The sequence below is a fragment of the Aquisalibacillus elongatus genome, assembly GCF_003843875.1.
GTDB classification, from domain to species: domain Bacteria; phylum Bacillota; class Bacilli; order Bacillales; family Alkalibacillaceae; genus Aquisalibacillus; species Aquisalibacillus elongatus.
In genome coordinates, this window is record NZ_RKRF01000008.1 from 386,066 (window position 1) to 408,737 (window position 22,672).

Annotated in this window: 25 protein-coding genes and 1 riboswitch; of the genes, 22 read left to right on the top strand and 3 right to left on the bottom strand. The window is 37.4% G+C overall.

Features of this window, described 5'->3' with window-relative positions; translation table 11 throughout:
* Nucleotides 1-2 precede the first annotated feature (2 nt).
* The 19 genes from rbsK (at nucleotide 3) to nfsA (ending at nucleotide 17,258) form a co-directional block, all read left to right on the top strand.
* A complete protein-coding gene (gene rbsK, locus EDC24_RS07030) occupies nucleotides 3-944 on the top strand; it encodes a ribokinase (RefSeq protein ID WP_245998009.1) in 942 nt (313 codons plus the stop codon).
* 110 nt (nucleotides 945-1,054) lie between these two features.
* Entirely contained in the window at nucleotides 1,055-2,107 is a 1,053-nt protein-coding gene (locus EDC24_RS07035) for a sialic acid TRAP transporter substrate-binding protein SiaP (protein ID WP_124221073.1), read from the top strand.
* 50 nt (nucleotides 2,108-2,157) lie between these two features.
* Nucleotides 2,158-2,640: a TRAP transporter small permease gene (locus EDC24_RS07040; RefSeq protein ID WP_124221075.1), complete on the top strand. Its 483-nt coding sequence runs from the start codon at nucleotides 2,158-2,160 to the stop codon at nucleotides 2,638-2,640.
* Between the two features lie 33 nt (nucleotides 2,641-2,673).
* A complete protein-coding gene (locus EDC24_RS07045) occupies nucleotides 2,674-3,957 on the top strand; it encodes a TRAP transporter large permease (protein WP_124221077.1) in 1,284 nt (427 codons plus the stop codon).
* A gap of 13 nt (nucleotides 3,958-3,970) precedes the next feature.
* Entirely contained in the window at nucleotides 3,971-4,888 is a 918-nt protein-coding gene (locus tag EDC24_RS07050) for a dihydrodipicolinate synthase family protein (protein WP_124221079.1), read from the top strand.
* A gap of 26 nt (nucleotides 4,889-4,914) precedes the next feature.
* Nucleotides 4,915-5,910 carry a LacI family DNA-binding transcriptional regulator gene (locus tag EDC24_RS07055; RefSeq protein WP_124221081.1) on the top strand — a complete coding sequence of 332 codons (996 nt, stop codon included), beginning with the start codon at nucleotides 4,915-4,917 and terminating at the stop codon, nucleotides 5,908-5,910.
* Between the two features lie 107 nt (nucleotides 5,911-6,017).
* A complete protein-coding gene (locus EDC24_RS07060; RefSeq protein ID WP_124221083.1) occupies nucleotides 6,018-6,338 on the top strand; it encodes a DUF3870 domain-containing protein in 321 nt (106 codons plus the stop codon).
* Nucleotides 6,339-6,572: 234 nt separating this feature from the next.
* Nucleotides 6,573-7,445 carry a 3-hydroxyacyl-CoA dehydrogenase NAD-binding domain-containing protein gene (locus tag EDC24_RS07065; RefSeq protein WP_211342344.1) on the top strand — a complete coding sequence of 291 codons (873 nt, stop codon included), beginning with the start codon at nucleotides 6,573-6,575 and terminating at the stop codon, nucleotides 7,443-7,445.
* Between the two features lie 18 nt (nucleotides 7,446-7,463).
* Nucleotides 7,464-8,801: a short-chain fatty acid transporter gene (locus tag EDC24_RS07070; RefSeq protein ID WP_124221085.1), complete on the top strand. Its 1,338-nt coding sequence runs from the start codon at nucleotides 7,464-7,466 to the stop codon at nucleotides 8,799-8,801.
* Nucleotides 8,802-8,826: 25 nt separating this feature from the next.
* A complete protein-coding gene (locus EDC24_RS07075; RefSeq protein WP_124221087.1) occupies nucleotides 8,827-9,513 on the top strand; it encodes a CoA transferase subunit A in 687 nt (228 codons plus the stop codon).
* A complete protein-coding gene (locus tag EDC24_RS07080; RefSeq protein ID WP_124221089.1) occupies nucleotides 9,506-10,144 on the top strand; it encodes a 3-oxoacid CoA-transferase subunit B in 639 nt (212 codons plus the stop codon). The genes EDC24_RS07075 and EDC24_RS07080 overlap by 8 nt, the downstream gene beginning before the upstream one ends.
* Before the next feature lie 10 nt (nucleotides 10,145-10,154).
* Nucleotides 10,155-11,354, top strand: a complete 1,200-nt coding sequence (locus tag EDC24_RS07085; protein WP_124221091.1) for a thiolase family protein — start codon at nucleotides 10,155-10,157, stop codon at nucleotides 11,352-11,354.
* A 17-nt stretch (nucleotides 11,355-11,371) separates the two neighbouring features.
* Nucleotides 11,372-12,418 (top strand): zinc-dependent alcohol dehydrogenase, encoded by a 1,047-nt coding sequence (locus tag EDC24_RS07090; protein WP_124221093.1) that lies wholly within the window; start codon nucleotides 11,372-11,374, stop codon nucleotides 12,416-12,418.
* Between the two features lie 13 nt (nucleotides 12,419-12,431).
* Entirely contained in the window at nucleotides 12,432-13,112 is a 681-nt protein-coding gene (locus tag EDC24_RS07095; protein WP_170158500.1) for a cyclase family protein, read from the top strand.
* A 19-nt stretch (nucleotides 13,113-13,131) separates the two neighbouring features.
* A complete protein-coding gene (locus EDC24_RS07100) occupies nucleotides 13,132-13,857 on the top strand; it encodes a carboxymuconolactone decarboxylase family protein (protein WP_170158501.1) in 726 nt (241 codons plus the stop codon).
* A 24-nt stretch (nucleotides 13,858-13,881) separates the two neighbouring features.
* The gene (locus EDC24_RS07105) at nucleotides 13,882-14,349 is read left to right on the top strand and encodes a DUF3237 domain-containing protein (protein WP_124221099.1); all 468 of its coding nucleotides are present in this window, start codon (nucleotides 13,882-13,884) and stop codon (nucleotides 14,347-14,349) included.
* A 12-nt stretch (nucleotides 14,350-14,361) separates the two neighbouring features.
* The gene (locus tag EDC24_RS07110) at nucleotides 14,362-15,180 is read left to right on the top strand and encodes an alpha/beta hydrolase (RefSeq protein WP_124221101.1); all 819 of its coding nucleotides are present in this window, start codon (nucleotides 14,362-14,364) and stop codon (nucleotides 15,178-15,180) included.
* Nucleotides 15,181-15,260: 80 nt separating this feature from the next.
* The gene (locus tag EDC24_RS07115) at nucleotides 15,261-16,349 is read left to right on the top strand and encodes a M14 family metallopeptidase (RefSeq protein WP_170158502.1); all 1,089 of its coding nucleotides are present in this window, start codon (nucleotides 15,261-15,263) and stop codon (nucleotides 16,347-16,349) included.
* Nucleotides 16,350-16,520: 171 nt separating this feature from the next.
* A complete protein-coding gene (nfsA, locus tag EDC24_RS07120; protein WP_124221105.1) occupies nucleotides 16,521-17,258 on the top strand; it encodes an oxygen-insensitive NADPH nitroreductase in 738 nt (245 codons plus the stop codon).
* 370 nt (nucleotides 17,259-17,628) lie between these two features.
* Here the strand turns inward: nfsA and EDC24_RS07125 are convergent, their stop codons facing one another.
* Together EDC24_RS07125 and EDC24_RS07130 are read right to left on the bottom strand one after the other, a co-directional pair.
* Entirely contained in the window at nucleotides 17,629-18,987 is a 1,359-nt protein-coding gene (locus tag EDC24_RS07125; protein WP_124221107.1) for a hypothetical protein, read from the bottom strand.
* A gap of 82 nt (nucleotides 18,988-19,069) precedes the next feature.
* Nucleotides 19,070-19,798 (bottom strand): Crp/Fnr family transcriptional regulator, encoded by a 729-nt coding sequence (locus EDC24_RS07130; protein WP_124221109.1) that lies wholly within the window; start codon nucleotides 19,796-19,798, stop codon nucleotides 19,070-19,072.
* Nucleotides 19,799-19,924: 126 nt separating this feature from the next.
* Nucleotides 19,925-20,013: riboswitch (cyclic di-GMP riboswitch) on the top strand.
* A gap of 22 nt (nucleotides 20,014-20,035) precedes the next feature.
* Here EDC24_RS07130 and EDC24_RS07135 point away from each other — a divergent pair.
* The 3 genes from EDC24_RS07135 (at nucleotide 20,036) to EDC24_RS07145 (ending at nucleotide 21,787) form a co-directional block, all read left to right on the top strand.
* Nucleotides 20,036-20,161 carry an anti-repressor SinI family protein gene (locus EDC24_RS07135; protein ID WP_124221111.1) on the top strand — a complete coding sequence of 42 codons (126 nt, stop codon included), beginning with the start codon at nucleotides 20,036-20,038 and terminating at the stop codon, nucleotides 20,159-20,161.
* 89 nt (nucleotides 20,162-20,250) lie between these two features.
* A complete protein-coding gene (locus EDC24_RS07140; protein ID WP_124221113.1) occupies nucleotides 20,251-21,192 on the top strand; it encodes a nucleoside hydrolase in 942 nt (313 codons plus the stop codon).
* Between the two features lie 73 nt (nucleotides 21,193-21,265).
* Nucleotides 21,266-21,787, top strand: a complete 522-nt coding sequence (locus EDC24_RS07145; RefSeq protein WP_124221115.1) for a hypothetical protein — start codon at nucleotides 21,266-21,268, stop codon at nucleotides 21,785-21,787.
* 167 nt (nucleotides 21,788-21,954) lie between these two features.
* Here EDC24_RS07145 and EDC24_RS07150 read toward each other — a convergent pair whose 3' ends face one another.
* The gene (locus tag EDC24_RS07150) at nucleotides 21,955-22,608 is read right to left on the bottom strand and encodes a peroxiredoxin (RefSeq protein ID WP_124221117.1); all 654 of its coding nucleotides are present in this window, start codon (nucleotides 22,606-22,608) and stop codon (nucleotides 21,955-21,957) included.
* Between the last annotated feature and the right edge of the window lie 64 nt (nucleotides 22,609-22,672).

Sequence of the window (22,672 nt, forward strand, 5' to 3'; positions counted from 1 at the left end):
TATTGAATAATTTAGAAGGTGGTTCTGAAGTTTTAGTCATTGGTAGTTTTATGATGGATTTAGTATTCAAATCTAGTAGAGCCCCTAAAGATGGAGAAACAGTCATAGGTGAAAGTTTTAAACGTTATCCAGGGGGGAAAGGTGCAAATCAAGCAGTAGCTGCCCAACAACTAGGTGCAAGTGTAACAATGGCAGGAAAACTCGGAGCTGACCTTTATGGGGAAGAGATACTAAAGGTTCTACATCAAAAACAAATTAATACTGGGAAAATAATAATTGACTCTAACGAAACTACAGGTGTTGCATCAATAAATGTTGACGCCAAAGGAAATAACAGAATCACAATCGTTCCTGGGGCCAATCATGCTTTTACAGAAAACGATTTGCTGAAAATCAAAAATATGCTTTTTAAGCATAAGGTTTTAGTGCTGCAAATGGAATTGAACTTAAATGTAACTTTTAAAGCAGTAGAGTTAGCGCATGAAGTTGGAATTCCAGTTATTTTAAATCCTGCTCCAGCAGCTATCATACCTGAAAAAGTTTTAAGTAAAATAACTTATTTAACTCCAAATGAATCAGAAGTTGAATTACTTACTGGACTAAAAATATTTGATATTGAAGATGCTTATCAGGCTGGTGAAATACTAATTAATAAAGGTGTAAAAAATGTCATTATAACCTTGGGGAGTAAAGGTGCTGTTATTGTTAATGAAGAGTTGAAAGAATTTGTTCCCGGTTTTAAAGTTAAAGCTATAGATACCGTAGCTGCAGGAGATACTTTTAATGGCGCATTGGCGATGAAAATATCAAAAGAAATAGAATTAGAGAAATGCGTTCAGTTTGCTAATGCATCGGCTGCGTTATCTGTTACAAAAGATGGAGCGATTCCATCAATTCCAACCGAATCTGAAGTACAAAATTTTCTATTAAAATATCAAAATTAATTTCAAGAATTTTAGTATTATTTTGAAATGTAATTTACAAGATAATGCTTTTATTGTACAATTTGTGTAAACGTTTTCATATTTAAGTAAATAAACTTAAGGGGGATATTATGAAGTTAAAAAAAATCTTATTTGTATTATTATTTGTGGGTTTTGTAACGCTAGTGGCGTGTTCTGACTCCAGTGATGATCAAAGTTCTGATGAGAATGAAGGAAACAATGGGGATGGGACGGAAGAAACTTTTGAGTTAAATTTTTCAACTGCAAGTGTACCAAATGATGCACACACAGAAGGTCTAAATGTGATGAAAGATTATATTGAAGAAAATACAGATGGTAACGTTACTGTAAATGTACACCATTCGGGTTCTTTATATAGTCAAGATAATGAGGCGCAAGCATTAATGCGTGGCAACTTAGAAATGGCCTACGTATCAGCACCGTGGGTATCAGAACATATACCTTCTATGTCTATGTTCACTTCAGGGTACTTATTTAAAGATTATGATCACATGACAAATACATTTAATGGTGAAATCGGAGAGCAGGTTTTTGAGGATGTTGTTGATGAACTAGGAGTAAGACCTTTAGGGGCCTTTTACCTAGGCTCAAGACAGTTGAACTACCGTGATATAGGGAAAGAAATTAGAACTCCTGAAGATTTAGAAGGGGTAACACTAAGAATGCCAAATACGGATTCGTGGTTATTTTTAGGGGAGGCATTAGGGGCTAATCCTACGCCGGTTGATTTCTCTGAGCTTTATATGGCTTTAAATACTGGAACGGTCCAAGCTCAAGATAATCCACTTCCAACAGTGAAAAATGCAGCATTTCATGAAGTAACTGATTATATTACTATTACAGATCATGTTATTGATACGGTATGGCCTACAATTAATGAAGAAGTTTGGCAATCGCTACCCTCTGAATATCAAGAAGTAATCTTAGAGTCTGTAGAAGAAGCTAGGAAGTATGTTGATGAAACAAATCTAGATGCAGAATCTGAGTTAGTTGAGTTTTTTGAATCGGAAGGTCTAACAGTAATTGAAGCAGACAAAGATGCATTTATGGAAAGGGTTCAAGCCGAGTATTTAAACAATGAAGAGATGACTAGTTCATGGGACATGGACCTGTATGAACGAATTCAGGAAATGGCTGAATAAATTACCATGGCCCTACAAATTGTAGGGCCTCTATATTTTGGGGTGTTTCAATGAAGTGGCTTAAAAATATTTTAATTTATTTAAGGAACACAATTGAAATTGTGATACCTGCAATTGCATTTTCATTAATGTTTATTGCATTTGTGATTCAGGTTTATTACAGGTATATACTGGATGATCCATTAGCATGGACTTATGAGGTCACAGTGGTTGGGTTCGTCTGGACGTTAATATTTGGTGCTATTTATGCACGACGTAAAGATGAGCACGTTGCATTCAGTTATATATATGATTTAGTACCTGAAAAAGTTCAATTCGCTTTTAGAGTAATTGGAAACCTATTAGTAATTGTACTGATTGCGATTGCTTTTAAACCAACATATGAATTTATACAATTTATGGAAATGTCTGAAACGACTACTTTTAACATTCCATATAATATTGTATACTTTCCGTTTTTAATCTTAATGGTAATGCTAGTGTTTTATTCAGTAAAAGATATTATTGTAGATTTAAAGAATATTAAAAACTAGTAAAAGGAACTTACCGTGATTTGGGGGATTTTGATGGATCAAGTATTATTAATTACGATTATTTTGTTTATAATCACGTTCATAATACGAATACCTGTAGCCATAGGAATGATTCTAACATCTATTTTTTACTTTAATGCAAAGGGCCAAGATATTAGTTTAGTTGCAGATACTATTCTCTCAAATCTTATGTCTACATATGTAATTTTAGTTGTCCCACTCTTTATTTTTACTGCTGCCGTTATGAACACAGGGCTTGTTACAGATAAAATATTTTCATTTGCAAATGCATTGGTTGGCAGATATAAAGGTGGAATGGGGCATGTAAATGTAGTAGCTTCTTGCGTGTTCTCTGGTATGTCAGGCTCAGCAGTTGCAGACGCATCTGGTTTAGGAAAAATGGAGATTGAATCCATGAGGAGACAAGGTTATGATGATGGATTTAGTTCGGCCATAACTGCAGCTTCTTCTACTATAGGTCCTATATTTCCACCTAGTATCCCTATGGTTATATATGCAATGTTATCAGGAGCGTCTGTGGGAGCACTTTTCATTGCGGGGATTATCCCAGGATTACTATTGGCTGTGGCATTAATGATATATATTGTCTTTGTAGCTAGAAAAAGGGACTATCCAAGTGGTCCGAGGTATACATTTAAAAAATTTGTGATTTTTACATTTCAGGCTTTTCCAGCTTTGTTAACACCAGTTATTTTATTAATTGGTATTTACTCGGGTATTATCACGCCTACTGAGGCGGGAGCCGCGGCTGCGTTATATGCTTTATTAGTTTCTGTAATTGTATACAGAACAATGGGTGTTAATCAGCTAAAAGATGTATTCAAAGATACTGTTGTGACTACTGGGAATTTAGGGTTAATTGTTGGAGCGGCCTATTGTTTTTCATATATTGTGGCTTATGAACAGATCCCTGCAGTTATTTCTGACTTTATGTTAGATTTTACGGACAATAAATATGTTATGCTGTTAATTATTAACATATTCTTTCTTATTATGGGGATGTTTGTGGATACAATGGTCATGACTTTAGTTTTTATTCCGATGGTTCTTCCTTTTATCGATGCATTGGGGATTGATCCTGTGCATTTTGGAGTGCTTATCGTTCTTAACATGATGATTGGTTTATCGACACCACCATTTGGAATGTTACTGTTTATTGTTTCAGGAATTGCAAAAATTCCGATTAATAAAGTGATTAAAGAAGTTTGGCCAATGATATTAGTTATGTTGTTTGTTTTAGGTCTTGTAACTTATATACCCGAAATTTCACTATTTTTACCAAATATATTAGAATAAAAGAGGTGTAAATATGAATGATTTAATACCGAATGGCGTTTGGCCAACTATGATAACACCATTTAAAGATAATGGTGATATTGATTATGATTCACTGGAAAATTTAATAGAATGGTACATCAACTCTGGGGTTAATGGTTTGTTTGCAGTATGTCAATCTAGCGAAATGTATGAGTTATCATTATCAGAGAGGTTACAACTAGCTGAGTTTGTGGTAGATAAGACAAACAATCGTATTCCAGTTATAGCGACAGGTAACGTGTCTTTTTCTATTGATGATCAAATAGAAGAAATAAAGGCAATGTATTCAACAGGGGTTGATGCAATTGTATTATTAACAAATAGGTTAGCTAAAAAAGACCAATCTGATGATGTTATAGTTGAAAGTGTAAACAAAATTTTGGATAATACTGAAAACATTCAATTTGGATTATATGAATGCCCGTTGCCTTATAAAAGACTTTTTAGTCCTGAGTTGTTGAAATGGTTTGCATCTACAGAGAGATTCAGATTTTTAAAAGACACCTCTTGTGATATCGAATTAATTACTAATAAAATAAGGGCAGTGGAAGGAACAAATCTAAAAGTTTTTAATGCTAATGCTCCTACCTTACTTGATTCATTAAAAACGGGCGGAGATGGTTACAGCGGAATAATGTGCAACTTTCATCCAGATTTATATGTGAAACTATATAATGATTTTTTAACTAATGAAGTTAAATCTCAAAAGATTCAAGACTTCGTTGGTTTAGCCTCCACTATCGAAAGGCAAATGTATCCAATGAACTCAAAATATTATTTGACCTTGGAAGGTGTTTTAAATACCTATCAATGTCGTAATAGCAATAAAGAAGACTTTATTAATGCATTCAAGAGTGAAATTGAACAAATGAGAAACTTAACTAAATCGTTAAATTTTAGCTCTACTTAATAAACTCTTGTTTTAGAGGTGTAGTTATGAAAGTGACAATTAAAGATGTAGCAAGAGAATCAGGAGTGTCTATAGCTACTGTTTCAAGAGTAATTAATAATAATGGCTACGTGAGTGACGAAATAAAAGAAAAAGTAGAAAATACTATTGTTTCTCTTAATTATCAAGTTAATGGTTTGGCAAAAAGCTTGAAAGAAGAAAAAACGAATATGATCGGGATAATAATACCTGATATTTCGAATCCATATTTTATGCAAATTGCCAAAGGCTTAGAAGATGAGTTAGAAAGTGAAAGGTACAATCTTATTTTTTCATCATCGAATGAAGATCCAGTTAAGGAAACAAAGCTGATTAATTTATTGTTAGAAAAACGAGTTGAGGTCATAATTATTGCCACCACTGGAGGAAATGAAGAATTAATAAAGAATGTGGAAAAAAATGGAACAAAAGTAATATTGATAGATCGTTATTTAGACAGAGATAGCGGCAGTTTTCATTTGATTTTAGAAAATAACTTTCTAGGTGGTTATAAATTAACTCAATCTATTATAAATCAAGGTCACAAAAAGATTGGCGTAGTTAATGGCTCCTTTGACGTAAATACTGGTTCAGATCGGTATAAGGGATTTGAGAAAGCTATAGAAGATTATAAAATCCAAAGGTCTAATGAGTTAATTTATAATGGAGAGTTCAGAGAAAGTTGTGGATTTAAAGCTGTAAATAAATTTATCAAAAGTGGAGAAATCCCATCAGGTATTATAGCCTTTAATAACCTAATGGCTATAGGGGTAATTAAACGTTTATATGAGTTGGGTTATAATGTTCCTGATGATGTCTGTGTTGCATCTTATGGTGAGCTTGATACTATGGGTTTACTTAACAATTTGAAGATAAACTTTATTAAGCAAAAGCCATATGAAATGGGGATAGAGACTGGTAAAGTTTTGAAAAGAATGGTAGATGAAAACTTAATTGAACCTCACATTTCAGTTTATGAACCTGAATTATGTATTGAACGCTAATGTTTTACATTGGCGTTTTTGTTTGCCTGTCATGCCAATTTGCTAAGTTAATGTAAGCCTCAATGAAATTTGATAAAATAACTATTAATGACTAGGGAGGTATTTGGATGGATAATATGGACACTGTATTAGTAACAGGTTATGCTAAGGCTCCTCAGGGCACTGCAATGTATGAAACTTCTAAGTATGCGGGGATTGTTCTTGAGATTGACAAAACGACTAATAAAATAGTTGATGCAGAATTTACATTTATTACTGATTTGGCAAAGAATTTTCTAAGGCGAAAAACAATTGGTTATGATTTTAGCGATGGATTGGATGGATTAATTTCAATTATTGAAAAAAGTTACTTTGCCCCATCAGAAAATTCCATTATTACTGCTTTAAAGTCAGCGTATAATCGATACTTTGAAAATTGTCTGAATTAAAAAAATATTATTGACATTTTTTAAATGCTTTGGTTTAATTATAAATAACAATTTAATGAAGATTCTTTACAATGAAAAACTTAAATTTTAAATGGGGGAAACGCAACCCGTTTCTCTGATTAATTTAAAATGCTCAGTTTTTCCATTAGTAACAAGCTACATCCATGGGATTAGTATGGGTGCTTGTACCAGTGGAAAAACTGAGTTTTTTTGTTTAGAAAGGAGGATGCTAAATTGAGTAAAAATATTGCTGTAATTGGTGCAGGGACTATGGGGAGAGCCATTACAAGTCTTTTATTAGAACATGATGAAAACGTTACCATCATAGAATTGAGTGATTCAGTTCTAAACCAAGCACAAGAAGAATTTCAATCTAAGAAAGTTCATTTTTATAATCATTATCCTGATAACTTAGATGTAGATATGGTTATTGAGGCTGTACCAGAGGAACTCGATATTAAAAGAGCTGTCCTTCAAAAGGTCGAAAATCATGTGCCATCAGATACAGTGTTATGTACGAACACTTCAGGTTTACCGATAACTCAAATCGGATCAAACCTTAAATTACCTGAACGTTTAGTTGGGACACATTTCTTTACTCCTGCAGAACACATTCCACTTGTTGAAGTAATTAAAGGAGAAAAAACTAAGGATGAAGTGGCAGAGTATGTAATAGAATTTTTGCAAAACAGAGGCAAGTTACCAGTATTGGTACAAAAAGATATACCAGGGTTTATTTGTAACCGCATTCAACATGCAATTGCTAGAGAAGCTATTTATTTAAATGAAATGGGTGTTGCTTCTGTAGAAGATATTGACCAAGCCGTTAAATGGAGCATCGGATTGAGACTTGCATTAACAGGTCCATTTGAACAGAGGGATATTAATGGTATTGATACTCATTACCACATTGCCTCTTACTTATATAAAGATTTAAATAATTCTACTCATCCTTCGCAAATTCTAAAGGATAAGGTTGAGTCTAATGAATTGGGGGTGAAAAATGGCAAAGGGTTTTATAACTGGTCAAACACTAATATAAATAAATTTTTAACTAACAAGAATAATAGCTTAAAAGAACTTATTCATTTTATTAAAAACTATTAAATTTAGGGGGATAAAAATATGAGACGAATGACGAACTTTTTTACAAATTTAATGAACAAGTATTTGCCAGATCCATTTGTAATTGCTGTTATTTTAACTGCGGCTGCAATTGTATTAGGAATGGTGATAGAAGGAGCAGGTTTCATAGAAACAACGGAGTATTGGGGGAATGGTTTTTGGGATTTATTAGGCTTTACCATGCAAATGACCTTGATTCTCTTAACTGGGTATGTACTGGCTAAAACTCCATTAGTAGATAATTTAATTAATAAATCTATTTCTGGAATAAGAAATCCTAAAACAGCTGTTATTACAGCGACTCTATTTAGTGGTATTGGTAGTTTATTAAACTGGGGATTCGGTTTAATTATTGGTGGTATAGTAGCACAAAAGTTAGCAATTCAGGTTAAAGGTGTACATTATCCGTTAATTATAGCTGCTGGTTACAGTGGTTTCTCACTTTATGGTTTAGGTTTATCAGGTACTGTTCCTGTAACCATTGCTACTCCAGATCATTTCTTAGCAGAACAAATTGGAGTTATTCCTGTATCAGAAACGATTTTCTCTTTACCAATAATCTTAACAGTGCTAGCTGTATTAATCTCATTACCGATAGTAAATGCTTTCCTACACCCTAAAAAAGATGAAGAAGTGACAGAAATTAACCCTGATATTGTCAAACAAGTTGAGGAAGAGAAAGCAGAGGTTGTGGAAGAAAAATCGGATACACTAGCTAGTCGTTTGAACAATAGTCATGTAGTTGGTGTTGGGATTGGTATTATTGGAATGATTTATATCATTCGTCACTTTACTACTGGCGGTGCTTTAGAGTTAAACACGATGAACTTCTTAATGCTATTTTTAGGGATCTTACTAATGGGAACACCAGCTCGATACCTAGATGTAGTAAACAAAGGTATTAAGACAGTAGCTGGAATTGTACTACAGTACCCTTTCTATGCAGGTATAATGGCAATTCTAGTAGGTACAGGTCTTGTAACCACTTTTGCAAACTCATTTGTTAGTTTCTCAACTGCCGAAACACTTCCGTTCTGGTCAATGGTGAGTGCCTTCTTTATTAACATATTGGCTCCATCGGGTGGTGGACAATGGGCTGTACAAGGTCCGATTATGCTAGAAGCTGCAAGTGAATTAGGTACCTCAGTTAAACAAACGGCGTTGGCTGTACAAATTGGTGATGGTTGGAATAATGTCGTTCAGCCTTTCTGGATATTACCTGTCCTAGCAATCTCTAAGTTAAAACTTAAAGATGTCATGGGTTATCTTGTTGTAATGATGATTTGGTTAGGTTTAGTGTTTGGTACATCTGTATTATTAACAGGTTTCTTAGGCTAGTATTAATTAACGAGGTGAGAAGTTCATGGATAAACTTAAGACAGCTAAAGAAGCAATTCAGCAAGTTCAAACTGGAAATACAGTTATGGTTGGAGGATTCGGCTTAGTCGGAGCCCCTCTGACCATGATTGAAGAACTAACAAAACATGAAGCCTACGATTTAACAATCGTTAGTAATAACGTAGGTGAGGAAGGTAAAGGGTTAGGTAAGGTATTAAGGCAAGGAAAGATCAAAAAAGCAATTGGATCTTATTTTACGAGTAATAGAGAAGTAGGAACCTTATATAATGAAGGAAAAATTGATGTTCAGTTAGTGCCTCAAGGAACGTTTTCAGAATCAATTCGTGCAGGCGGTGCTGGTATAGGTGGATATTATACTAAAACAGGTGCTGGAACTAAGCTTGCTGAAGGTAAAGAAGAGAAAATTATGAACGGTGAAAAATACGTTCTTGAAGAAGCCATAAAAGGTAACGTTGCAATTATAAAAGCTGATAAAGCAGATACACTTGGCAACCTGCAGTATTATAAAACTGCTAGAAACTTTAATCCAGTCATGGCCACAGCAGCTGACTTTGTTATAGCAGAAGTAGATGAAATTGTTGATGTTGGTGAGCTAGATCCAGAAAGCATTGTCACTCCACATTTATATGTTGATGTCGTTGTAAGGAGTCGGTATCAACTAACAAAGGAAGGGGTTGTTGAACTTGGATAAAAGAGAAATTATAGCTAAGAGAGCAGCAGAAGAGTTGAAGCCTGGATCCATTATAAATTTGGGTATCGGTATTCCTACGTTAGTGACGAAGTTCATCAATCCCGACGACTTTTTTATTCATACAGAAAATGGGTTATTAGGTATGAAAGAATTAGAGAGTGATGAAGAGTTTGATCCACTTATTGTTAACGCTGGCAAAATGGCTGTGGGGGAAGAAATAGGTGCGTCTTACTTTGATAGTGCAACTTCGTTTAGCATGATTCGAGGCGGACATGTTGATGTTGCGATTTTAGGGGCATTGCAAGTTGATGAAAACGGACAAATAGCTAACTGGGCTATTCCAGGTAAAAACATTTTAGGTGTCGGTGGCGCAATGGATTTATTAAGTGGTGCCAAGAAAGTGATTGTGTCTATTACACATACTGCAAAAGATGGTCGAATTAAATTGGTTAAAGAATGCGATTATCCAATTACTTCTTTACGTGCTGTGGATGCGATTGTTACTGATTTAGGCTTTTTTGAACGAGTTGATCATGAATGGGTATTAAAAGAGATTATGCCTAATTCTAGTTTAGAAGAAATAACTAAGAATACAGAATTTCATTTTAAAGTCGATCAGGATATAAACTAGGAGGATTAGAATGAATCAAAAAGCTTATGTTGTCTATGCTAAACGAACAGCTGTCGGAAGGATGGGTGGAACTCTTAAGAATATCGAACCAGATGACTTACTTATGCCTTTATTAGAAGATTTTAAATCTGAGAATTTAATTCCAAATGAGGAATTAACAGAACTAGTAATAGGTCAGGCTAAACAAACACAAGATCATTCTAATATTGCTAGAAAAGTATTATTAAAAACTGGTCTTCCTGAGACATTACCTGGCTATACCGTTCACCGAGCGTGTGGATCTGGAATGCAATCTATCCACAATGCATTAATGGGTATACGTTCAGGACTCGGTCAGGCGTATTTAGTAGGGGGAGTTGAGAGTATGAGCACAGCTCCTTATTACGTTAATGGCGCGCGTTTTGGTTTAATGTCAGGTAGTACTGAGTTTAAAGATCCAAATAGATCAAGTCAGCCTGGTTCACAACCGCTGGAAATGTACGGAAACCTTAATATGGGAGAGACTGCAGAGAATTTAGCAGAACAGTATAATATTAGCCGAAGTGAACAGGATGAGTTTGCTCGTAGTAGTCAAGAAAAGGCTAAGAAAGCTATAGAGAGTAGTCGATTCAAAGAAGAAATAGTACCTGTAAAAGTCCCTCAGCGCAAAAAGGAACCATTATTGTTTGATACTGATGAGCATCCTCGAGATACTAGTCTTGAAAAACTTGGAAAGTTACCACCTGCATTTAGAAAAAATGGCACGGTTACGGCGGGGAATTCCTCTGGTCTAAATGATGGAGCTTCCCTTATGTTAGTTGTTTCAGAGGAGATGGTTAAGAAGTACAATTTAAATGTAATGGCTGAGGTTGTCTCTATTGGACTGTCAGGCGTGAACCCGAAAATTATGGGGATAGGTCCTGTAGATGCTTCAAAAAAAGCTCTAGAATCTATTGATTTATCGATAGATTCAATGGATCTAGTTGAATTAAATGAAGCTTTTGCAGCTCAAAGCCTTGCAGTCATTAATGATTTAAATATAGATCCTGATAAATTAAATGTTAACGGAGGGGCCATCGCTCTAGGTCACCCAATTGGAAATAGTGGTACGAGAATCAGTGTAACGCTCGTTCATGAAATGATGAAGCGAAACAGTAAGTATGGCTTGGCAACATTGTGTATAGCAGGAGGCCAAGGTATTGCAACAGTCTTTAAGAGCTTTGATGGATAAATAAGGTGGTGGACTAAATGAAAGCAGTAGTTAAACATTCAAATCAACCCGGAGATTTATCTGTTAAAAACATACCTTTAAAAGATAGAAGTAAAGATGAAGTTCTAGTCAAGATTAATATGGCTAGTATTTGCGGTAGTGACCTTCATATGTATGCTGGACATAGCGGATATGATTGGATCACATACCCACTTGTTTTAGGACACGAAATGACAGGTGAGGTAGAGGATGCTGAAGATGCTAGTTTAATTGGTCGATGTGTTGTTATTAATCCTTATATTCCATGTGGAAAATGTGAACACTGCCTTGATGGAAGAGAGAATCAGTGTGACAATGGCCAGTTTTTTAGTAAAAAAGTTGCTCCGGCGTCATTAAATTATGGTTTTAGAGAAAATGGTGGAATGGCTGAATATATTGTCGTTCCGAATGAAAATATTATGTTGTTACCAGAAAAAGTACCAAATGAAGTGGCTGCAATTTCAGAAGCACTTGCAGTTGGTTTGACTGCCATTGAAAAAGTAAAAGACGTTCAAGGTAAATCGTTTGTCGTATTTGGTCCAGGTCCTATTGGGTTAGGTATTGCCAGTTTATTAAAAGGACTTGGTGCAGGGAAAATCATCATGATAGGAATTCCAGGAGATGAGAAGCGTTTAGAAACAGCTGAGCAGGTAGGGGTAGATGAAACAGTAATTTCTGATGAAGCACTTACTGACCAGCTACTACAATTAAGCAATGGGTATGATGTAATTTTCGATTGTTCAGGTCACCATTCTGTTCCTAATCAAGCTGTTAAACTCCTTAAAAAAGGAGGCGAGTTGGTTTTAGTTGGAATATCAACTCAAGAGTTTCAATTACAAATGGACCAAATTGTAAGAGGTGAAATTTCAGTATACGGCAGTTATGGTATAACTAGAAGTACGTTTAATAGAGTTCTAGAGTATGCAACAGATTCTGCCTTTCCATTTAATCAGCTAATATCTAAGGTGTATAGTTTTGAAGATGCAAAAGAAGCATTTGATTTTGCTCAGAATCAGGCAAATGGTAAAGTCATACTTCAATTTTAATGGAGGGGATTGTATGAAGATAGTAGATCTAACATTAGAAATTTATGATGGATTAGAGACTTTTAAGAGTCACCCGTCTATATCCATTAAAGAACACTCAACATTTGAAAATACAAAAGATCGTTACTTACCACCTAGTGAAGGTTTTGAGTCTAGATTACTTTCCTTTTCTGATCATAGCGGGACACATATTGATGCTCCTCTACATTTCATTCGTGATGGTGAATCAACAAGTGAAATGAAATTAGAAAAAACAATGGGAAGAGCAGTGTTTTTGGATCTCTCCGATATTAAATCACCAGATGAACCCGTCACAGCTGATATGCTTGATCAAATTGAACAATCTCAAGGTGTTCAGGTGGAAAAAGATGATATAGTACTTGTTCGCACAAGAAAAGGTGAGTGGGGAGACGACACTTTTTTTTCGGATAAAGCATTTGCAAAAAGTGCAGGTGAATGGTTAACCTCGAAAAAAGTGAAATCAGTAGGTCTTGATTTAGCTAATATTGATGTCAACGATAATATGCGACGAGAAGTACACATGGAAGTTCTTGGGCATAATACCTATATCATTGAGAATATGGTTAACTTAGAGAAACTGCCAACTGATCGTAAATTTACGTTCCATGCAACGCCTTTGAAACTGAAAAATGCAACCGCCTCTCCAGTTCGTGCTTTGGCAATTTTAGATTAAAGGATCGGTGATGTCATCAATGGTTGAACTTAAACACTTGCAACAACTTAATGCTCAAGTTACAAGTGATATTGAAAAGTTAAATGAACATTATCCAGAAATTCAAAAATCCTATTTGCAACTACAAGATGATGTTTTGGAAGATGGGTATGTTTCGAGGAAAGACAAAGAGCTTATATTAGTAGGTATTAATGCTGCTAGACGTTATGAAAAAGGTATGATTCATCATACAAAACGTGCGATCGATTCTGGAGCGACAATACACGAATTAGTTGAGACTTTAACACCATGCATTTTATCTCGAGGCATACCGGCATGGTTAGAAGGAATTAAAGCTATAGATTATGCACAAGATTATTTAGGAGAGAAAGATGTGAACCTTGAGCACCCTGGTGAGGTAAGTGATATATCAACCATTCAGGAAGCTTTGGATTATTTCAAAACGGAGGCGAATGGTCAAAAGCCCAATTGGGTTAGTCTATTACAAAGTGAAGCCGAGCATGTATTATTACATTATGGTCAATTGAGGTCTTCTATTCTTAAAGACGGTTACTTGGAAAGAAAAATGAAAGAGTTTACTTTAATTGGTATTAATGTAGCGGAACAGTATGAAGAAGGTGTAAGGTTACATGTGAATGCAGCGAAGAAACTAGGGGCAACACCCGAAGAGTTGGCAGAAGTCGCTTTAACCGCCACTTTAACAGCTGGCATACCAGCATGGTTTGAGATTTCAGAGTACTTGTAAAAGCAAGGGAAGGAAGTGCATAGAATGGAACATTTTGAAGCACCTAATCTAGAGTTTTTATTTGACCTTGAATTGTTTGTTGAAAGTCCTCATTTGCCTGGGAAGACTCCTATTGGTAACAGAAGAGTTATTCGTGTGACAGGTGGCTCATTTGAAGGTGAGCAATTAAAAGGGGTAGTTGTTCCAGGCGGAGATGATTGGATTACCGTGAGAGAAGATGGAACAATTATTCAAGACGTACGAATTTTACTTCAAACTAATGACGATGAATTAATTTTGATGACTTATCGAGGAATTCGAACGGGACCTAAAGAAGTTTTAGATCGATTAGATGCTAATGAGGAAGTTGACATTAGTGAATATTATTTCAGTACACAACCTGTTTTTGAAACATCGTCTAAGAAATATGACTGGTTAAATAAACGAATTTTCGTTTCACGCGGTAAGCGTTTGGAAGGAAAAGTGAATTACTCAATCTACGAAGTTAATTGAGGAGTGGGTATCATGCTACAAAGAATCGAGCTGCAAGATGGTAGGACTTTAACAATTAATGATCCTAATAATGATAAACAACCTGTGGTCTCTGTTCATGGTTTAACAGGTAATCATATGCAGTTAAAGTATTTTCAGGATTATTTTAAAGACGATCGATTTATCACATATGATTTGAGTGGTCGTGGTCAAAGTGATTTTAATTCACAGACATCTATAAGTCATCATGCCAATGATTTGTTAGAGTTATTAGATATACTTAGCCTGAATGATGTTATTTTAGTTGGATATTCAATAGGTGCATATATATGTGCTGAAGCTGCAGCTAAGAGTGATAAAGTAGGGAAGTTAGTTTTATTAGATGGTGCGGGGTATGCTGATGATGATCAACAAGTTATGATTTCTAATTCATTGTTAAGGTTAAGCAAATCCTATAATTCTCAAGAAGATTATATAAATGAAACAAAAATTTCATTTGAGAAAGCCGGGATTGAGTGGACTGAGCATCATAGAAAGTTTGCAGAATATGAGTCCAACAAGACATCAAATGGTTGGGAAAGCAAAATGGATGTTAAGTTACTAAAACAGGATTATGATACATTTTTTTACTTTCAACATTCAAAGATTTTGTCAGAAATAAATGTTCCGACGTTATTGATCATTGCCAAAGGGAATATGGGACAACGTCCATTATTTTTAGAAGAATCCTTTAATGTTGTTGAAGATAATATAACTAACTTACAAGTTGAAGAAACTTCTGCCAATCACTTAACATTAGTGTTTAATCAGCAGCCAGAAGTTTTTAAGCAAATTGAAAAGTTTATTAAGTAAATTTTATAATTTTTAACATGGTCCCTCAAAGAATTGATATGATTATGATAGTCATATATTGTGATTTGGGGGCGTTTTTATTGAAAACACATCGAAACTTTTGGATATTTGGTTTAATTAGTTTAGTTATATTTGTTGGTGTGTTTATTAATTTAAGTGGAGAAAAAACAACAACAAACTTAAAGGATTTTGATTTTGTTTTAAAAGAAAAAGTTATAAATGATAACAATAAATTCATAACTGAGTCCGATGTAAAACATACTGACCCCATCGTCAACCCCCACACCCACTATACATACAACCAAATGATCGAGGATCTGCAAGCTTTAGATGATAATTATCAGAGCCTTGTTTCAACTGAAGTGATTGGTCAGTCGGTGGATGGCCGGGATTTGTACGCGGCTCGGTTGGGTTATGGTGATACAGAGTATTTGATTCACGCGGCGACTCATGCCAGGGAGTATATGACGACGAATGTCGTGATGAATCAGCTGGATACGTATAGTCGAGCGTTTGTTCAGAATGAGAAGATTGATGGTTTTTCGGCTCGGGAGCTGTTGAAGGAAGTTTCAATTTATTATGTACCGATGGTGAATCCGGATGGCGTGACGCTTGTGCAGGAAGGGGCTGAGGCGCTTCAGAATTCGGAGGAGCTTTTGGCGATGAATAATGGTGATACGGACTTTTCGCATTGGAAAGCGAATGCGCGCGGCGTTGATTTGAATCGGAATTTTTCAACGGGTTGGGAAGATGCGCATGCGGATACGGGCGAGCCTGGGTTTCAAAATTACAAAGGGCCTGAGCCGATGAGTGAGCCGGAAGTTCAAGCGCTGGCTGGTTTAATCAGAGAGCATGATTTTGAGTTGGCGCTTGCTTATCATTCATCGGGTGAAATTATTTACTACGGTCAGCTGTTGCCTGATGAATTGGAGCGAGAGTCGATTGAGTTGGCGCAGTTGATGAGTGAGTATACGGGTTATCCTATTGATACGGGGGGCTATGGTGGCATGTTTTCGGATTGGTTTGTTGAAGAGACGAATCGACCGAACTTGACGCCTGAGATCTCGCCGTTCGTCGGACCGGGTCCTGTGCCGATAGAAAATTTCGACTGGATCTGGGAGCAGCATAAATCAATAGGGTTATTGTTCGCACAAGAATTATTAAAGTAAAAAGGCGTCCGGTTTTAGCCGGACGCCTTCTTATATAATTAAGGGGGAGATTGAGTGTCTTCTTATATGGTTCCCCATTGTTTGGAACTTTAAACATAAACAGATTAATTGAAATAAGCGTGGTTTTTAGATACATTTTTATACAACAACGTAAAGAAAGGTGATCTCACAATGAATGACACAATGGATTTACTTAAACGACACGTTTCGATTCGGAAATATAAAGATACTGAAATCGCGAATGAGGATCTGCATGAATTGATTGACGCAGCGCAACATGCGGCGAGCTCGAATTTTGTACAAGCTTACTCGATTGTTCGCGTGACGGATGCTGAAAAACGAGAGGCGCTTGCTGAGTTAAGCCGTAATGAGCAACAGATTATGTCAGCGCCGGTCGTGTTACTATTTTGCGTGGACTTTAAGCGTTTAGAATATGCGCTAAAGAAAAATGGTGAGGAGCTTGACATGACGGGTCTAGAAAACTTCCTAGTTGGCACGACGGACACGTCATTGTTCGCTCAAAACTTTGCAGTAGCCGCTGAGTCGAAAGGTTATGGCATTTGTTATATCGGTGGCGTAAGGAATAATCCTGAACAAATTAGTGAGTTGGTCTCGCTGCCTGATCATGTGTTTCCGTTGTTCGGTATGACGATTGGTGTGCCGGATGAGACGCAGTATGTGAAGCCGAGACTTCCGGTTGAAGCTATTTTGCATGAGAATGAATATGACGAAGAAAAGTATCCAAGCATTATAGAGAAGTACGATGAGGACATGGCTGAGTATTATCAATCAAGGTTGACGAACCGCCGAGTGGGAACATGGTCAGAGACGATGGCGAAAATGCTGAAAGCACCACGTCGACTGCACATGCGAGAGTTTGTGTTGTCGAAAGGATTTTCGTTGGATTAATTTATATGGGTGTGGAACGGGCCCGCTGGAAGGTTGAACAGGCTCGGTGGAGGAGCGAACGTACCCGCTGGAAGGTTGAACAGGCTCGGTGGAGGGATGAACAGGCTCGGTGGAAGAGTGAACATACCCGCAGGAGAGAGAAACAGGCCCGCTGGAGGGATGAACAGGCTCGGTGGAAGAGTGAACAGGCCTGCTGGAGAGTGAAACTTACCCGATAGAAGAGCAAACACACCCGGTGGGGGGGGCAATACTCACCTGCTGGAGGGCAAAACAGACCTGTTGGAATGACGAACACACCCGATAGAAAAACCACTCTACAATTCCACATAAAACCAAAACGCCTCAGAAGCACGCGCTTCTGAGGCGTTTCTTATACTCCAATAAAATATAACCCCGCAATAATCGCATACAACAAGGCATACAGGATCAACGCATACTTCCAGTTCATTTTTAACCCGACGTGGACGGAGTTGGTATTGGTTAAATTTCCGACCATCAAGTTCGTGGCGGAAAAAGGTGATACTAGAATCGTCATCATCCAGCCGATCAACAACCCAAGGCTCAATAGCAGGTGGTCGCCTTCAAAGATTGGCGAGGAGCTTAGCGTAATTGCGAGTGCGGTATTGGTGATAATCGGGTGAATGCCGACGAACGATAATCCGTTTACGATTAACGCCAAAATCGGCAGTAAAATTAGCATATGGGTGATGCCGGTGGATTCGATAAAGTAAATGATCCACTCGCTTGCGCCTGCGTTTAAAATGGCCAAGCCAAAGGTTCCGGCTGCGATAAATAATGAAAGTTCGTTACCCATTTTCGGAAGCCGGTTCTGTGTATAGTCATAGAGGTCCTTAACATATTCGCCCGGACTTTGGAAAAAGAGCGACCAGATTGTTGAAGCCACGATCGCAATAATTGGGATGATCGTTAAGACTGACAAATCGACGTAATGCTCAATGGTCATCGTAAGTGCGGTCATGACGACAATGATGAGCACGAGTTCAACGAGTTTTCGTTTGGCTTTTTGAATGGAGACGTCATGGTCTTTTTCGACAATATCAATCTGTTCGTTCACTTTTCCCATCATCAAAAACCCTAGCAAAATTCCGATTAACGCAAATGTAAATCCATACGGAAACAGTTCAAACCAGGTCACGTCAAAATAAGATAAAATAAGTGCGATCGAAATAAAGTACGGTGACCATAAAAACGACATCGCAAAACCGCGAATGAGCGCACGCAACCTCGTATCTTCATAATCTTTAAATGACGGTGTGCTCGTTAAATGATACATAATCGGGATTGTCCCGAGGTTCATGACTGAGCCAATCCCCATCAGTGACACTTTCAAATAGGCATAGAGCTGACGTGATGTTTTGATATAATAATTAAAAATGATATCCATATAATCGAGATACTGCCCGTTTCGAATCGGGAGTGAAATGAGCGGAACGAATATAAAAATCGCAAGTAATCCGACGTTTTCACGGACACCGCGAAACATCTCGGTCAGCCCTTCTCCCATTAAAAATAAAGCAGCCGACAAAATGAGCAAACCACTAATTAAAATCATTGGTGTTTTGCTTAAATAAGGGATGAATGAAATGATCGTGATTGTTGCAAACAAACTAATGAGTGTTGGCAACACGGGATGCTCGATAAATTGTGCGATTAAATAGGTAAAGCCCATTAATAGCGCGGCAATGGGCCGGATGTAGATCCGTTTCATGGTGACGCTCCTTTTGACAAAATCTACATCCATTATAGAGTGATTGGTGGAATTTGTCATATAAAAATGGCTAACTGTCGCGTTAGCCATTTTCAATAAATAAGTTTCGAATGTAACTTGGATTAGGGTCTTCTTTGATGATCGAGTCGTGAACGTCAATGCGTTTGCGCTTCGGAAAACGGACTAAGCCTTCTTCTGCTAGTTCTCGCAAAATTGTCGAGACCACCTCGCGCGTTGAGCCGACCATATTCGCAATTTCTTGTTGGGTTAGAGGAAAATGAATTGAATGATATTGTTGGTTTGGTCTAGGTTCATAATAACGGTTATGAAGGGTTTGGAGTAGATGAATAATTCGGTCGCGTACATGGTCTAACGCTAAGCTTTTTAACATTTCCTCACGTTCTTCTAAGCGAAAACTCAATTCTTGGAGTGCCTTCTGTAAAAGTGTGGGGTGTTTCTCGGATAGTTTTAGGAAGGTTTCTTCATTGACTGAACAAAAATGCGTATCATCAACTGCTTGTACATAGGACTCTTGAACGTTGAGCGAGAAGGTTTTCATTTTACCGAATGTGCTTCCTGGGCCAAGTAAGCTGTAGGTAAATTCTTTTCCTTTGTGGTTCACGGTAAAAATTCTAACGCAACCTGTTTTGATGAAACAAAGCTCGTCCCGAAATGTCTCTGGCGTCCGAATAATCTCGCCCCGCCTGTAGTCAGTGTGTTGGATACAGTCGACGACATCGTTACTCGCTGATTCTGGAACCCCGTCTAAAAAGCCAATTTTCGACAAATACCATAGTTTACTGAACTCCATAATACCTCTCCTAAAAAAAATTTATTTAATGTGAGTTATCTAACAGATTTTTTTAATAGTTTAAAATATTATAACAATTAATAAGACTTTTGGCTATAAAAGGTGGTGAGTCTAATAACTTTTTCTTGTTAGAAAAGGCAAACCTTTTTGAAAAGAAGGGACGCAAAGCCGGTGGTCTAAGGGCTTAACAGGCCTAAGATAGCACAGCTGCCTCATACTAAATGGGGGAGGATATTCATGTTACTGTTAAAATGTGAAACGCAAGTAACAGAATTAGATCGGGAGTGGGTCGAGTTAATCAAAGAAGCGAAAAATATTGGATTAACTCAAGATGAGGTCAAGGAATTTTTAAGACAGAAATAACATTTTTTACCTCATTATGAAAAAATCATAACATTTGGGGAGGCCTTCAATAAAATAAAGTAAGTACTTATTTTATTGGGGGTTTTTTTATGGCCAAAATTCCAGTCATCATCGATACGGACCCTGGAATTGATGATTTGATGATGCTACTTGTTGCGATCACGCATGAAAATTTGGACGTTAGACTAATTACGACTGTGGCAGGGAATCAAACGCAGGATTTGACGCATCAAAATGCGGTAAACTTTGTGAATTATTTAGGTAAAAATGTAAGGGTAGCTCGCGGGCTTGAAAAGCCGATCTTCAAAGAGTTAGAAACGGCGGCTGATTTTCACGGGGAGACCGGAACAGGTCCTGTTGAGTTTCCGAATGTGGAGATTGAATTTAGTGAGAAGGCGATTGACGCCATGCGTGATGTCATTATGACTTCCGATGAGCCGGTTACGATTGTGACAGGGGGTCCGCTTACTAACATAGCCGCATTAATGCTTGCGCATCCTGAAGTTAAATCAAACATAAGAAAGATTTCCATCATGGGTGGTGCGGCAACCGGTGGAAACGTTATTCCGACGGCGGAGTTTAATATGTACGTGGACCCTGATGCAGCGGAAATTGTGTTCCGGTCAGGCGTTCCGATTATTTTATCCAGTTTGGATGTGACGAGACAGGCTTATTTAACGAATGAGGAGTTAGAAGAGATTAAAGAAATCGGGACGGATTTATCGGATAAAGTGTATGACATGTTGAAATTTTACCAAGAAGCGGCTGTTGGCACGCCTTTTCATGAGCCCTATTTTGAAGAAGTGGTTCGGCTTCATGATGTGTGTGCTGTCGCGTATGTGATTGATCCTATGTTATTTAGTGGGAATTTTTACTATGTCACGATTGAACGAGGGGCTTCTGTGACGAGTGGCACAACAGTTGTAGACTATGTCGATGCTTTGGGGATGCCGCCAAACGCCTACGTACTATATGATGTCAATCGCGATTCGTTGGTGGACTTATTTATTGAAGCTATTCACAAAGTTTAGGTAATTGCAAGGTTGCTCTTTCTCTAGTATAATCGCGCAATATGTTTGAGTTTTTTTAAGGAAGGAGCATTCGATGAGTTTTTCTAAATTATTGGAGCTTGAGTCAGGCTCAATTAGCCCTGAGGAACGTCAGGAAGAGCTTGAGGATATGGAGTTTCAGGTCTTTCGAATGCGTGAAAATATGAAAGAAATCTCGAAAAAGTACGAGGTCATCGGAATTGATCAAACGAAGCACGACCACTGGGTCATCGTCTTTAAGCATGAAGATCAAGGGTCAGCGCAAATTATGATTAACGATTGTCGAGGTGCTTACCGTGGGGAGTGGGATTCTTGCTTGCAACTTGAATACCGCAAGGAGAGCACGGTACACATTAATGATATAAAAGGACGAGAAGATCAAGGCTATGGCTCGATTTTAATGAATCATTTGAAAGAGCATGTACGAACGTACAATTATCAATATATTAAAGGCGACTTAGTCGAGCGAGACTGGGATCATTTAAATCGCCTCACGTATTTTTATAAAAAACACCACTTTTATGTTGAAGTGGATGATGTTGAGCAAAAAGGTGAGATTGTTTGGGCAGGAGAGTAATAAGTGCTCAAATGGCATAGCTAAGTACTCAAAACAGGTGGCTGACTGCTCAAAAGACGAAATTGAGTGCTCAAAACAAGCTGTTGAGTGCTCAAAACGCTGAGCTAACTGCTCAAAACAATTCTATAAAAAAACTAAGGAGTGAGCCGCAGCTCACTCCTTTTTCTTTATAGCTCTTTCTTCGCTAAGTACCAGTCGATGACTTCGTAGCTGTCGTCATTTGCGCGTTCGTCAGCTTCTTTTTGGGATGCTGGTGGTGGCACAACGACTTTGTCACCAGGTGTCCAGTTGGCTGGCGTTGATACTTGGTTGTCTGCTGTTGTTTGTAACGCTTGAACTAAGCGAACGATCTCTTCCATATTACGACCAGTCGTTAATGGGTAGTAAATGATGGCTTTAATCGTTAGTTTGTCGTCTATAACAAATACAGCACGGCTAGCTTCAGTTCCGCTTTCGTTTGGGTGAATCATGCCGTATTTTTGTGCAACCTCTTTATTTAAGTCTGCAATGACTGGAAATTCAATTTTGATATTGAAATTTTCCTCAATATTGCGTACCCACGCGATGTGTGACTGATTACTGTCGATGCTAAGACCTAGTAATTCCGTGTTTAGTTCGCGAAGTCTTGGATAAATTTCTTGAAACGCGACAAATTCTGTTGTGCAAACTGGCGTGAAATCGGCTGGGTGAGAGAATAAGACAAGCCATTTTCCTTTGTAGTCTTCTAAGCTCACCTCACCGTGGTTTGTTTTAGCTGTAAACGAAGGTGCTGAGTCTCCGATTCGTGGTAAGCTGATTGGATTTTGATTTTCTTCAGTCATTCAAAATTCCTCCTTAACATATAATCCCCATAAGATTACTATGTTTTATTATATTCTTATCATA